This window comes from Amycolatopsis sp. WAC 01375, from assembly GCF_003947325.1.
Taxonomy (GTDB): Bacteria; Actinomycetota; Actinomycetes; order Mycobacteriales; family Pseudonocardiaceae; genus Amycolatopsis.
On sequence record NZ_QHHW01000017.1, the window covers coordinates 53,603 to 65,889 of the forward strand.

The 12,287-nt window shown below is 67.9% G+C and carries 13 protein-coding genes; 12 read left to right on the forward strand and 1 reads right to left on the reverse strand.

Annotated elements, in window-relative coordinates; translation table 11 throughout:
- The first annotated feature begins 309 nt into the window (after nucleotides 1-309).
- From DL991_RS07605 to DL991_RS07655, 11 genes are all read left to right on the forward strand, one after another.
- Complete coding sequence (locus tag DL991_RS07605; protein ID WP_233598705.1) at nucleotides 310-1,896, forward strand: FtsK/SpoIIIE domain-containing protein; 1,587 nt, start codon at nucleotides 310-312, stop codon at nucleotides 1,894-1,896.
- Nucleotides 1,893-2,276, forward strand: coding sequence for a hypothetical protein (locus DL991_RS07610; RefSeq protein ID WP_125782384.1), 384 nt, complete (start codon nucleotides 1,893-1,895; stop codon nucleotides 2,274-2,276). Before DL991_RS07605 ends, DL991_RS07610 begins: the two co-directional genes overlap by 4 nt.
- On the forward strand, nucleotides 2,276-3,934 hold the full coding sequence (locus tag DL991_RS07615) for a replication initiator (RefSeq protein WP_233598706.1): 1,659 nt from the start codon (nucleotides 2,276-2,278) through the stop codon (nucleotides 3,932-3,934). Before DL991_RS07610 ends, DL991_RS07615 begins: the two co-directional genes overlap by 1 nt.
- A gap of 13 nt (nucleotides 3,935-3,947) precedes the next feature.
- A complete protein-coding gene (locus DL991_RS07620) occupies nucleotides 3,948-4,151 on the forward strand; it encodes an AlpA family transcriptional regulator (protein ID WP_125782386.1) in 204 nt (67 codons plus the stop codon).
- Nucleotides 4,148-5,536, forward strand: coding sequence for a tyrosine-type recombinase/integrase (locus tag DL991_RS07625; RefSeq protein WP_125782388.1), 1,389 nt, complete (start codon nucleotides 4,148-4,150; stop codon nucleotides 5,534-5,536). The genes DL991_RS07620 and DL991_RS07625 overlap by 4 nt, the downstream gene beginning before the upstream one ends.
- Nucleotides 5,537-5,899: 363 nt before the next feature.
- On the forward strand, nucleotides 5,900-7,132 hold the full coding sequence (locus DL991_RS07630; protein WP_125782390.1) for a sensor histidine kinase: 1,233 nt from the start codon (nucleotides 5,900-5,902) through the stop codon (nucleotides 7,130-7,132).
- Entirely contained in the window at nucleotides 7,129-7,773 is a 645-nt protein-coding gene (locus tag DL991_RS07635; RefSeq protein ID WP_125782392.1) for a response regulator transcription factor, read from the forward strand. The genes DL991_RS07630 and DL991_RS07635 overlap by 4 nt, the downstream gene beginning before the upstream one ends.
- Before the next feature lie 80 nt (nucleotides 7,774-7,853).
- Nucleotides 7,854-8,312 (forward strand): DUF6463 family protein, encoded by a 459-nt coding sequence (locus DL991_RS07640; RefSeq protein WP_125782394.1) that lies wholly within the window; start codon nucleotides 7,854-7,856, stop codon nucleotides 8,310-8,312.
- Nucleotides 8,313-8,324: 12 nt separating this feature from the next.
- Nucleotides 8,325-9,707, forward strand: a complete 1,383-nt coding sequence (locus tag DL991_RS07645) for an aminotransferase class V-fold PLP-dependent enzyme (protein WP_125782396.1) — start codon at nucleotides 8,325-8,327, stop codon at nucleotides 9,705-9,707.
- Nucleotides 9,700-9,987, forward strand: coding sequence for a DUF1905 domain-containing protein (locus DL991_RS07650; RefSeq protein WP_125782398.1), 288 nt, complete (start codon nucleotides 9,700-9,702; stop codon nucleotides 9,985-9,987). Before DL991_RS07645 ends, DL991_RS07650 begins: the two co-directional genes overlap by 8 nt.
- 59 nt (nucleotides 9,988-10,046) lie before the next feature.
- Nucleotides 10,047-10,454 (forward strand): VOC family protein, encoded by a 408-nt coding sequence (locus DL991_RS07655; protein ID WP_125782400.1) that lies wholly within the window; start codon nucleotides 10,047-10,049, stop codon nucleotides 10,452-10,454.
- A gap of 37 nt (nucleotides 10,455-10,491) precedes the next feature.
- Here DL991_RS07655 and DL991_RS07660 read toward each other — a convergent pair whose 3' ends face one another.
- Nucleotides 10,492-11,049, reverse strand: a complete 558-nt coding sequence (locus DL991_RS07660) for a helix-turn-helix domain-containing protein (RefSeq protein ID WP_125782402.1) — start codon at nucleotides 11,047-11,049, stop codon at nucleotides 10,492-10,494.
- Nucleotides 11,050-11,126: 77 nt separating this feature from the next.
- Between DL991_RS07660 and DL991_RS07665 the strand changes: the two genes are divergently transcribed.
- Complete coding sequence (locus DL991_RS07665) at nucleotides 11,127-12,287, forward strand: MFS transporter (protein ID WP_125782404.1); 1,161 nt, start codon at nucleotides 11,127-11,129, stop codon at nucleotides 12,285-12,287.

Below are 12,287 nucleotides of genomic sequence, written 5' to 3' on the forward strand. Positions count from 1 at the left end.
ATTTCCACACGTGGGGACGTGTGGTGGATAAACACGTCCCCACGTGGCTAAAAATGTCCCTATAAAACGCAGAACCGGCCGTCTGGCTACCAACCTAAACCGGTTCTGCGCCTGTCCACTGGAGCAGTGAACAATGACGAAGATAAATGACGGCACACAGTGCGCGTCAACGGGGGTCACCCGAACGCGCTGTACGGAATGCAAGCGGTTCGCTCGGTTGCTGCCGGGTGAGGAGAAGTGCTCCCCGTGCTTGGGGATGCTGCCGCTGCCGATAGTGGTTCCCGCTGCTGGTGAGCGGGGTGATCGGCGATGAACACCCAGGAGATCATGACCACGCTCGCGGTCGGCGGTGGTCTGGCGGTGGTGTTGTGGGTGCTGGCCAAGGTCGGCCGTGTGCTGGCAAGTGTGTTCGAGGCGCTGGCCGCGTTGGCGGTCCTCGGCGTAGCGCTGTGGGGCCTGCTGCGGGCGGTCGGCTGGATTATTCGGCAACTGGTCACGCACTGGCGTACCTGCCTCGCCCTGGTGGCGTTGTGGGCCTGGTGCACGCTGTTGGGCTGGGTATCCCTCGTCGTCACGGTCGGCGTGCTGGCGGCGGTGCTGCTGGTGTGGTGGCGGCTGGACGAGGTCGGCTATGACCAGTGGTGCGGGCGGTGGCTGCGGGCGTGGTGGCTGCGCTGGGCGCTCTACGGGCGCAAGCTCGCCGGTTGGCTGCACGCCTGCGGGCTGACGGTGCGGGATGACGCGATCCCGGTCGACGTGACGGTGAACCTGGTTTCTCGGCGGCGCAAGCGTGAGGCGGTCGCGAAGGCCCGTCAGGAGTCTGGGGTGGCGGTGCCGAAACTGCTGTCGGTCCGCTCCGGCCCGTCGTGGGACGAGGTCCGCGTGCGGCTGGTTCCGGGCCAGAAGCCGGAAGACTTCGACGAGGTCGCGCGGGAGCTGGCGGTAGCGCGCAAGGTCCAGCGGTGCCAGGTGCGGGAGCTGGAGCCCAATGTGGTGTCCATCGACTTCATGTGCCGTGACTTGCTCGACTCGGCGGTGACGTGCCTGCCGGTACCGGAGATGGTGTCCGTGGACGGCACTGGGGTGGATCTGCGGGCGGTTTATGCGGGGTCGACCGAGTACGGCACGCCCTGGACGGTGCCGCTCATGGGCCGTGGCGCACACACGTTGGTGGCTGGTGCGACGGGTGCCGGTAAGGGGTCGGTGATGTGGTCCCCGCTGGTGTCTGCTGCCCCGGCCATCCGCGCCGGTCTGGTGCGCATGTCGGGGATCGACCCGAAAGCGATGGAACTGTCCTATGGGCGCGGGATCTTCACCCGCTACGGCCAGTCGGGCAAGGAGGCCCTGGAGATCCTTGACGCGCTGATCGATGAGCTGGAGAACCGTAAGCGCGTCTTCGCCGGACGCACCCGTGAGGTACCGCTCTCGACGGAGTTTCCGTTGGAGCTACTGGAGTTCGACGAGATCGGCGCTCTGACCCGCTACACCGACCGCAAGACCCGTGAGGCCATTGTGGAGCGGGTGGCGGTCCTGGCCACGCAAGGGCGGGCGCTGCTGTTCACGGTGCGCGGGTATGTGCAGGAGCCGACGAAGGACACCGTTCCCGTGCGGGAGCTGCTTCCCCGGCGGGTGGCGCTGCGGCTGACGTCGAAAACTCAGGTCCCGATGGTCCTCGGAGAGGGCGCCTACGAACGCGGTGCGTGGGCGAACCGAGTCCCTGAGGGCTCGGCCGGTGTCGGCTACGTGTGGGGTGAAGGCATCCGCGAACCGCTGCGCGTCCGGGCGGGCTGGGTGTCGGACGCGACGGTCAAGGCCCTGGAGCACTACGTCACCAACGGCGGCGCGTCGGTGATCCACCTTTCCGACCGACGTGGCGGCGAGAGGGGGACGGCATGAATCGGCTGTTGGTTTTCCTGGACGCGATCCGGGACCACCTGGACGAACACGTGCTGCCTCCGGCGGCGCTGGTGTCGGTGTCTTCGCACCTCGATCCGATCTCGGTACAGCTCGACGTGACCAAGCTGGACGCGGTGGCGTCGGCGTTGCTGCGGTGGGTGTCCACGTTGGACACCGTGACCGGATCGATCGTGCGCGCACCCGGTGACAGTGTCGTGCTGTCGGTGGCGGGCCGGACCCCATGTGGTGTCCCGGTGAAGGTGTACGGCGTCGCGGAATACGACCCTGACGTGTTCCTGGATCTCCCGGCGCGCGTCCGTCAGGATCTGCCCATCGCCGTTTTGCGCGGCTGGGCCGCAACCGGGGAGGTGGCGGCGTGATGGCCGAGTCGAACACGGCAGATCCCCAGGTAGAAGCAGGTGCGGTCGCCCCGCCGGCCACGAATGGACGAATCCGCGGGGCGCTGTCGGCGGAGGTCGTGAAGGCCACCGCGGAGAAGCACGGCGTCTGTGTCCGGCCGTTCACGATGGAGGTTGGCGACACCGAAACCGGCGAGATCCGCTACGTCCCCGTGCCCTGTGGGTCCACAGTGGAATCGGTCTGCCTTTCCTGTGCCCGCAAGGCAAAGGCGCTACGGCAGGCGCAATGCCGTGAGGGCTGGCACCTGACCGAGGAACCCGTCCTCGAACGGGAAACCCCGTCCGAGACTCAAACGGAGTTGCTGACGTTCCGGGCTGATCTGGCGGCGCAGTACCGGGACGTGACAGCGGCCGGTGACGAGGTCGAGGCTGAGGAGCTGCGCGCGGAGGTCGCCTCGGTGGACGAGGAGCTGCGGGCGTCCGGGATGACAGGTCGCCTGCCTGCCCTCGACGTCCCGGAGAAGCGTCCGGTGAAGCGGTCGACCAAACGGCGGCAGGACGCGCCGAACCTGCCACGCCGCAAGGTCACCAAGACCACCGTGGGCCGCGAGTACGCGGGAAAGTTCCGGCCGTCGATGTTCGTCACGCTCACCTGCGACACCTACGGCCCGGTGCGGTCGGACGGCTCGCCGGTGAACCCGTCGACGTATGACTACCGGCGGGCGGCTCGGGACGCGGTGCACTTCTCGGCGCTGGTGGACAGGTGGTGGCAGAACCTGCGGCGCGTGGTCGGCTGGGATGTGCAGTACTTCGCCACCGTGGAACCCCAACGGCGGGCGGCGCCACACCTGCACACCGCCCTCCGTGGCTCCATCTCCCACGAAGTCATCCGGATGGTCACGGAGGCCACCTACCATCAGGTGTGGTGGCCTGAGCACGACGAGATCGTCTACGCGGACCGGGAACCGTTGTGGGACATGGACTCCCGCTCCTTTGTGGACCCGGACACGCGGGAGCCTCTGCCGTCGTTCGATGAAGCTCGGGAGGCGGTGGAGGAACCCGCGCACGTAGTGACGTTCGGCCGTCAGGTGCACTCGAAGGGCATCTTGGGAGGTACGGAGGAATCAGGGCGTCACATCGGCTACCTCACCAAGTACCTGACCAAGTCCACCGGTGAGGTGGTCGACGCGGACACTGCCGCGCAGCGGGATCATCACGACCGGTTGCACGCTGAACTGTCGGTGACCCCGTGTTCGCCTCGGTGCGCGGTGTGGCTGCTGTACGGCATCAACCCCAAGGGAGCTAACGGTAAGACCGTCCCCGGCCACTGCAAGGGCCGTGCCCACCGTCGAACGACGCTCGGGCTTCCTGGGCGGCGGGTTCTGGTGTCTCGGAAGTGGTCGGGCAAGACGGTGGCTGATCACAAGGCGGACCGGAAGGGCTTCGTCCTGGACGCGCTGGCCGCTGTCGGGATCACCAAGGAACAACCTGCACCGGATCGGTTTGTCTGGCGCAAGGTTGAACCTGGAGACACCCACTGTCCGCCACGGGATCACCTGGTGATGCGCGCCATCTCCGAACGGATCACCTGGAGAGCGGAGTACGACAGGGCGCTACTCGCCGCGCAAGGGCCACCTAGTGAACGTCCGGAAACTTCGGCAACTCCGCTAGCGGCCTGAATTGGGGGACAACATGAACAACAACGCGATTCAGCTAGAAACTCTTCTCAGCACGCCGGAACTGTGCGAGTTCCTGGGCATTAGTCGGGACACCTTGTACGAGTGGCGGGAGATCAACACGGCGCCTCCGGCTATCAAGCTGCCTAACGGTCACCTTCGCTTCTCGCTCACGGCGGTGCGAGAGTGGCTGAACGGCAGGCAGGAGCGTGCGGCATGAAACCGACGCGCCAAGTCCGGCTATGGGAGATCAAGACCATGCCGCCGGACAAGAAGACCGGCAAGAAGCGTCGGCGGCCTTACGGCGTCCGCTGGATCACGGCGGGCAAGGAACACTCGGAATGGTTTGCTACCAAGGCATTGGCCAAGGCGGAGCTGTCCAAGCTTCAGCAGGCCATGAATCGTGGTGAAGCCTTCGATATCGAGACCGGGCTACCCGAATCGATCTACCGGGAGGAACGATCACCGACGTTGCTGCGGGTGGCACGTGAGTACCTTGACCAGGTCTGGCCGGACATGTCGCCTCGGTCGCGTGATCGGCTCGTAGATGGCCTAGCTGTTGCCGTGCAAGGGTTTCTGGCTGAAGAACCGGGGATTGAACCGGCCTTGGTGCGGCGTGCGCTGACAACGTTTGTGCTGCCGCCCGAAGTCTCCCGGGTTGAGCCGTCGGACGAGATTCGAGACGTTGCAGCCTGGCTTGAGGGCCACTCTCGGAAGGTGGGTGACCTTGCGACCGAAGACGGGATCTTGGAGCTCGGGCGTGCGCTTCGACGGAAGCTCGATGGTCGGCAGGCGGCCACCCGGACAGTCGACACCCGTAAAAGCGCGGTGCTTCCAGCTCTCGACTTCGCTGAGCGGCGCGGCTACCTCGGAGGGAATCCACTCTCCGGGGTGAAGTTGGTCCACTTCGGTAGTGAGCGAGAGGTTGACCCTGGAGTGGTCGTGAACCCGGTCCAGGCCCGGGAGTTGCTGACTGCGGTCACCTACGTTCGCCCGCGCGGCGGGAACCGGTCGTGGCGGCCCTTCTTCGCCACGCTCTACTACGCCGCGCTTCGGCCCGGTGAGGCCCGCTTCCTTGCTGACGTGCATTGCAAGCTGCCTCAGTCGGGTTGGGGTGAGTTGGTCCTGCCGAGTTCCCTAGGGAGTTCCGCCGCGCGATACAGCGACGACGGGCAGACGTACCAGGTTCGATCGTTGAAGCACCGTCCGGAAGAGCACCGGCGAACCGTCCCGATTCCTCCGGTGCTTGTTCGGATCTTGTCCGAGTACATCGACAGGGAGGGCCTGGCGGCGGATGGTCGGCTGTTCCGAACCAGCGAGGGCGGTCCGATCAGCCAGTCTTCTTACAGTGACATTTGGAGGTTGGTCCGGCCGCTGGCGCTGCTGCCGGGAGAGGTCGCCTCGCCGCTGGCCGCTCGGCCCTACGACCTTCGCCATGCGGCGGTCTCGTCGTGGATCGCTGCGGGTGTCGCTCTGCCTGACGTCGCGGAGCGAGCTGGGCACACGGTCGACATGCTGACGAAGATCTACGCGAAGTTCGTCCACGGGACGCGTGACGCTGCCAACCGTCGGATCGAAGGCTTCCTGGACGATGGCGGCGAGTAGCGAGCTAGAGTGGATATGCCCTCGGACAAACACCAGGTCCGGGGGCATATCCGCGTTCCGGGTCTGTTCCGTACCTGTTCCGTGGACGCCACCAAGCTGCCGGAGACAGTCACAGACGGTGCCAGACGCTGATACTTCGGCAACGCGGTGATTCTGTTGCGAGACAAGGAAATGCGCCCTGAACCTGCCGGGCAGGCGGTTGCAGAGTGTAACCGGATTTTCGCCGGTACTCAGCCGACAAGAGTGCTAACACAACACGGTACCGGGGCATTCCGGCGCAGGTCAAACAAGGTTTCCCAACGTCACATCCCCGCCTGGTCAGCGATCTGTACCGCGCGGTGAGCGGTGTCTACGATCGTGGCCGTGACGTGGACCGACCGCGTGGACCGGTGGACGCGGACACACCCGACCGTTCTGGACGCCCTTTTCGCCGTGGCCATCGCCGCACTGCTGGGGCCGCCTTCGCTCGACATCCTCCTGGTGGCCGACTCCCCGGCCTGGACGCTGTGGGTGGCGGGCCTCTGCGGGTTCACGGTGCTGGCCACCGTCGCGTTGCGGAGGATCGCCACCCAAGCCGCGTTCATCTCCGCCGGACTCGGGATGGCGGTGACCGTCGCGCTGCCGAACACGACGGTCCGGCCCGCGCCACTGGGGCTGGCGAGCGCGAGCGACAGCATGGAGATCCCGCTGTTCTTTCTCCCGACGTCGGCGGCGTACCTGGTGCTTCTGTACGCCGTCGCCGCACGACGGCCGCTGCGCGAAAGCCTGCTCGCCCTCGGGATCAGCGTGCTCGGAGCGTTGCTGTGCACGGCTCGGACGGCGACGGCCTACGGCGCGCTCCCCACGGGGTGGCTCACCCTGCTGCTGGCCGTTCTCGCCCTGGTCGCGGCGGTGGCGGGCACCTGGGTCGTTGGCCGTTTCCGGTTCGACCGGCGACGACGCCTTGCCGACGAGGCCGCGGAAACCGCCGAGCGTGCCGCGGCAGGCGAACGTCAGCGCATCGCTCGCGACATGCACGACATCGTCGCCCATTCCCTGGCGGTCATCGTGCGCCAGGCCGAAGGCGGCTCCGCCATCGCCTCCAAGTCGCCGGACCGCGCGGCACAGGCGCTTTCCGTCATCGCCGGGACCGCCCGCGAGGCACTGGCCGACATGCGGAACACGTTGCGGGTGTTGCGGGAGACCGAGTCGCGGCCTTCGCTCGCCGGGATCCCGGCCTTGGTGGAGCGTGTCCGCGCGACGGGTGTCGATGTCCGGCTGACCGAACAGGGCAGGCCCGGCGTGCTGACGGCGAGCGCGGCCATGGCGGCGTTCCGGCTCGTCCAGGAAGGCTTGACCAACAGCGTCAAACACGCGGGCCAGTGCACGGTTGTCGCGGTCACGATCACGCACACCCCGAACGCGTCGGTGTTCGTCGTGGAGGACGACGGAGCCGGTGCCGGCGAGCGGCCGTCGCTTCCCGGCACGGGCGCCGGCCTGAACGGTGTCCGGGAACGCGTGCGAGCCGCGGGCGGTACGTTCGATGCCGGTCCCGTCGACGGCGGTTTCAGGGTGCGCGCGGAGTTCCGCGTCGGCGAACAAGGAGCTTCGGGATGACGATCGACGTCGCACTGGTCGACGACCAGGAACTGGTCCGGACCGGCTTGGCCATGGTCGTCGACGCGACCGACGACATCCGGATCGTCCTCCAGGCCGCCGACGGGGTGGAGGCGGTCGCGAAGCTCGCCGAGACACGGGTCGACGTCGTGCTGATGGATGTCCAGATGCCGCGCATGGACGGGGTCGAGGCCACCGGAGTGGTCGCTGCCCGCGAGAACGCGCCCAAAGTGATCCTGCTGACGACGTTCGACCTCGACGAGTACGCCATCGCCGGCCTGCGCGCCGGCGCGAGCGGTTTCCTGCTCAAGGACGCGTCGGCCGACGAAGTACTGCACGCCATCCGCGCCGTCCATGCGGGCGATGCCGTGATCGCGCGCTCCACGACCCGTCGCATGCTGGACCAGCTCGCGGTCGCACGCGAAACTTCTCCGTTGCTGAACCGGCTCACCGGGCGCGAACGCGACGTATTGCTGGAGATCGCGCAGGGATACTCCAACGCCGAGACCGCGAAGCGGCTCTTCCTCTCCGAAGCCACGGTGAAAACGCACGTCGGCCACGTCCTCGCGAAGCTCGGGGTCCGTGACCGGGTGCAGGCGGTGATCTTCGCGTACGAGAACGGACTCGTGCGTCCGAGCTGAGCCGATCTCATCATTTCGGTGGAGGTACCGGCGACCTCGGGCCGAGGATTCCCGTCGAGCAGGCGAGCAGCCTGATGCGTATGACGACAATCGACAAGACGACCGAAGCGACCACCATCCGCGTCCGGTGGCGCGACCCTGCCACCTGGGGCGGGATTCTCGCGCTGGGCGGTGGCCTCTTCCACACCGTGGTCGCCGCTACGATGCGCCAGGAAGTCTGGGCGCGGATCTTCGACGAAGGATTCTTCAACACGGTCACGTTGGACCCTTCGCCCGACCGGCTCCCCATGGCCGAGGCGTTCTGGCTCAGCCCGGGCAGTTTCGGGGTGCCGTTGCTGCTGCTCGGCGCTCTGGTGGTCCGGTCGACCCGGCGCGGCGAACGCGCGCCCGGCTGGCTGGGCTGCGGCGTCGTCGCGTGGGCGGTCCTGCTCGGACTGCTGGGTGGTTTCGACGCCGGAACGATCATCCTGCTGCTCATCGGCGCTCTGTTCCTGGCCGGTGCCTGGTTCAAGAAGGAGCCCTCACGGCCGCGGTCGTGAAAGCATGAGCGAATGAAGCCCCGCGGCAAAGAAGAGTTACGCGGTCTGCTGGCCGAGGTCGCCGCCCGCGTGGCGGGCTACCGCGAAAGCGTCGCCGACGGCCCGGTCTTCCCGCACGACACGACGGGTGTCCGGGAAAAGCTCGGTGACCTGCCCGAGAAACCGGTCCCACCCGCCGACGTGATCCGGCGGCTGGCCGACGCCGTCGAGCCGGCGCTGGTGGCGAACACCGGGCCGCGGTACTTCGGGTTCGTCACCGGGGGAGCGCTCGAAGCGGCGACGGCGGCCGACATGCTGGCGACCGGTTGGGATCAGCCCGCGTTCAACAAGGTCACCTCGCCTGCCGCCGCGATCGTCGAGGAAGTGGCGGGCGAATGGCTCAAGGACGTTCTCGGCCTCCCGTCCGGTGCCTCTTTCGGGTTCGTGACCGGCGGGCAGGGCGCGAACACGGTCGGCCTGGCCGCCGCCCGGCATCACGTGCTGGCGCGGGCCGGCTGGGACGTCGAACGCCGTGGATTGCACGGGGCGCCGCCGCTGCGGGTCATCGCCAGTGAAGAGCGGCACGCGACGATCGACCGGTCCCTCCGCTTGCTCGGCTTGGGCACCGACGCCGTCAAGCCGGTGCGCGCGGACGGCCAAGGCGCCATCGACATCGCGGACCTCGCGAAGGCGCTCGACGGGCCCGCAATCGTTTGCCTCCAGGCCGGAAACGTGAACACCGGCGCTTTCGACGATTTCGCCGCCGCGACGGAGATCGCCCACCGGCACGGAGCCTGGGTCCACGTCGACGGCGCTTTCGGGCTCTGGGCTGCCGCCGCCCCCTCGCTCAGGAAGTTGACCGCGGGGTTGGAAACGGCTGACTCGTGGGCGGTCGACGGGCACAAGTGGCTCAACGTCCCCTACGACAGCGGTTACGCCTTCTGTGCCCATCCCGAGTCGCACAGGGCCGCGATGGCGCTCACGGCCGCGTACCTGACCGGCCAGGGAGACGGCGGGGTGCGAGCGCCGAGCGACTTCGTGCCGGAGTCCTCCCGCCGGGCCCGCGGGTTCGCCACGTGGGCGGCGCTCAGCGAGCTGGGCCGCGCCGGGATCGCCGAGATGGTCGAACGATGCTGCGCGCTGGCAAGGAGGTTCGCCGAGAAACTCGAAGCGAGCGAAGGCATCACCGTCGTGAGCGACGTGGTGCTGAACCAGGTCCTCGTCGGCTTCGGCGACGAAACGGACAGGATCGTCGAAGCCGTCCAGCGTTCCGGCGAGTGCTGGATGGGCGCGACCACCTGGCACGGGAGGCGCCTGATGCGCATCTCCGTGTCCAACTGGAGCACCACCGAAGCCGACGTCGACCGCGCTGTCGCCGCGATCCAGGCGGCAAGGAAGAGTGAAAAGCATGGCTGACACGACACCGCGGGCGATCGACGTGACGTTCACCGCCGAGGTCATCCCCGACTCGAACAGCGGCTGGCCGTGCGTGAACATGCCGGACTCCGCGGAGTTCTTCGGTACCGGCAAGGCCGTCAAGGTCAGTGGCACCGTGGACGGCCACGACTACGAGGTGAGCATGCTGCCCATCGGTGGCGGAGTGCACATGATGCCGCTGCGCAAGCCGTTCCGGAAGATCATCAAGAAGGACATCGGCGACCGGGTCACCGTGCATCTGACCAAGCGGATCTCCTAGCCGAGGACCGATCAGGAATCGAGAAGCGCGGCGAACCGGTCTCACCTAGCGTGACCGTCATGGACATCGCCATTCACGGGAGCTTCCTCCCGCAGACCGACCCCGAAGCCGCACTGACGTTCTACCGCGACACCCTCGGCTTCGAGGTGCGCAACGACGTCGGCTACGACGGCATGCGCTGGATCACCGTCGGCCCGCCGGGGCAGCCCGTGTCGATCGTGCTGCACCCGCCGGCCGTCGACCCGGGTATCACCGAGGACGAGCGCCGCGTCATCGGCGAGATGATGGCCAAGGGCACCTACGCGAGCATCCTGTTCTCCTCCGACGACCTCGACGGCCTCTTCAAACACCTCCAAGAGGCGGGCGCCGAGGTCATCCAGGAGCCCGCCGATCAGCCGTACGGCCTGCGTGACGGCGCCGTCCGCGACCCGTCCGGAAACCTGATCCGTATCCAGCAGCGCGTCTGAGCGCTGGTAGTCGCGGGTTCCGCCAAAGGCACTGACATCACCGGGTGCGGGCGCGGACGTGGACCCGTTCGCCCTGTTCGCCGAACAGGCTGAGCACCTCGACCCGCCCGCGGCCGGTGGCGCCGAACCAGTGCGGCGTCCGGCAGTCGAACTCGGCGGCCTCGCCGGGACCGAGCACGACCTCCTGGTCGCCGAGGACGAGCCGGAGCCTTCCCCGCAGCACGTAAAGCCATTCGCGGCCGGCGTGCGTTCGCGGCCGGGGCTCGTCGTCGCCCGCCGGGATCGTCATCTTGTAGGCGCGCGGCCCGTTCTCGTGCCGCGTGAGCGGGATGAGAACACGGCCGTCCGAGGGCGGTTCGAGCACTCTCGGTGACGAGACGATCTCGTCGACGCGCAGGCCCAGCGCGGCGATCACCGGCAGCAGCAGTTCGAGACTCGGCTTGCGTTGTCCGGATTCGAGCCGGGACAGGGTGCTGGTGGAGATGCCGGTGGCGCGGCTGAGCTCCATCAGCGTCGTGCCCTTCTTCTCCCGGGCGCGGCGCAGCCGGGGCGCGATCAGTTCGATCGCCGCGGTGACAGTGGGGTCGCTCTCCATATCGCCAGCACAGCAGGTCGTCCCGGTTCCGGCAAAGTTCTTTGCCGAAACAGCCAGAAGCCGCCGATGCTGGCGCCATGATCGAGACCAAACGCCTCCCCCTCGGGGTCTATCTCCTTGCTTTCAGCCTGTTCGCGATGGGGAGCGCCGAGTTCCTGATGGCCGGGGTCCTGCCCTCGGCCGCCGCCGATCTCGGCGTCTCCCTGTCCTCCGCGGGCGCGCTCATCACCGCGTTCGCCCTCGGCGTCGTGCTGGGCGGCCCGCCGTTCGCCGTGCTGAGCTTGAAGTGGCCGCGGCGAACGGCATTGATGACCACGCAGGCCGTCTTCGCCGCCGCCATCGCGACCGGCCTGCTCGCCGACGACTACTGGATCCTGCTGGTCACCAGGTTCGTCGCCGGTCTGGCCTACGCCGGCTTCTTCGCGGTCGCGGCCGTGACGGCGATCAGCCTGGTGACTCCCGACCGCAACGCCCGCGCCTCCGGCGTCGTCGTCGCCGGACTCAGCGTCGCCATGGTGGCCGGGGGACCGGCGGGCACCCTGCTGAGCAACCTCACCGACTGGACCGGCGGCTTTTGGGGCGTCGTAATGCTCACCGTGCTGGGCGTGGTCGCGTGCGCCGTCGGCCTGCCCGCCACCGCGTCCGCCGCGCCGAGCCTTTCGGGGGAACTGCTCGCCATGCGGACGCCACGCCTCTGGGGCATCTACGCGATCACGATCCTGAGCACCGCCGCGTACATGGTGTCCTTCAACTACCTGGCGGCGATGCTGGCGGACGTCCTTCCGGCGGTCTGGATCCCCGCGGTCCTCGCGTTGTTCGGAATCGGTGCTTTCGCCGGGCTGTCCCTCGGCGGCCGGATCTCCGACAGGCGCCCGCACGACGCCCTGCTCGGCGGCGCCGTCGGCATCGCGGTCTTTTCGGCGCTGCTCGCCTTCTTCGCCGATTCCGCCTGGGTTGTCGTGCCTACGGTGTTCCTGCTGGGAGTCGCGGCCTTCGTGCTCAACCCGGCGCTCTACGGGCGGGTGTTCACCATCGCCTCTTCCGCCCCGACCCTCGCCGGAGCGACCACGGTCTCGGCTTTCCAGCTGGGCATCAGCCTCACCCCGGCCTTCGCCGCCGGGGCACTGAACCTGGGAGCTTCGCTGACCGCCATCCCTTGGATCGGCGCCGCACTGGCGCTGGCCACGGTCCCGCTGGTGCTCCGCGATCGCTCGCATGACCGCATGCTCACTTGCTAG

Bases quoted from the DNA above. Each gene is read 5' to 3' on its own strand.
- DL991_RS07605 (WP_233598705.1), top strand. From the start codon at position 310: ATGAACACCCAGGAGATCATGACCACGCTCGCGGTCGGCGGTGGTCTG.
- DL991_RS07610 (WP_125782384.1), top strand. From the start codon at position 1,893: ATGAATCGGCTGTTGGTTTTCCTGGACGCGATCCGGGACCACCTGGAC.
- DL991_RS07615 (WP_233598706.1), top strand. From the start codon at position 2,276: ATGGCCGAGTCGAACACGGCAGATCCCCAGGTAGAAGCAGGTGCGGTC.
- DL991_RS07620 (WP_125782386.1), top strand. From the start codon at position 3,948: ATGAACAACAACGCGATTCAGCTAGAAACTCTTCTCAGCACGCCGGAA.
- DL991_RS07625 (WP_125782388.1), top strand. From the start codon at position 4,148: ATGAAACCGACGCGCCAAGTCCGGCTATGGGAGATCAAGACCATGCCG.
- DL991_RS07635 (WP_125782392.1), top strand. From the start codon at position 7,129: ATGACGATCGACGTCGCACTGGTCGACGACCAGGAACTGGTCCGGACC.
- DL991_RS07640 (WP_125782394.1), top strand. From the start codon at position 7,854: ATGACGACAATCGACAAGACGACCGAAGCGACCACCATCCGCGTCCGG.
- DL991_RS07645 (WP_125782396.1), top strand. From the start codon at position 8,325: ATGAAGCCCCGCGGCAAAGAAGAGTTACGCGGTCTGCTGGCCGAGGTC.
- DL991_RS07650 (WP_125782398.1), top strand. From the start codon at position 9,700: ATGGCTGACACGACACCGCGGGCGATCGACGTGACGTTCACCGCCGAG.
- DL991_RS07655 (WP_125782400.1), top strand. From the start codon at position 10,047: ATGGACATCGCCATTCACGGGAGCTTCCTCCCGCAGACCGACCCCGAA.
- DL991_RS07660 (WP_125782402.1), bottom strand. From the start codon at position 11,049: ATGGAGAGCGACCCCACTGTCACCGCGGCGATCGAACTGATCGCGCCC.
- DL991_RS07665 (WP_125782404.1), top strand. From the start codon at position 11,127: ATGATCGAGACCAAACGCCTCCCCCTCGGGGTCTATCTCCTTGCTTTC.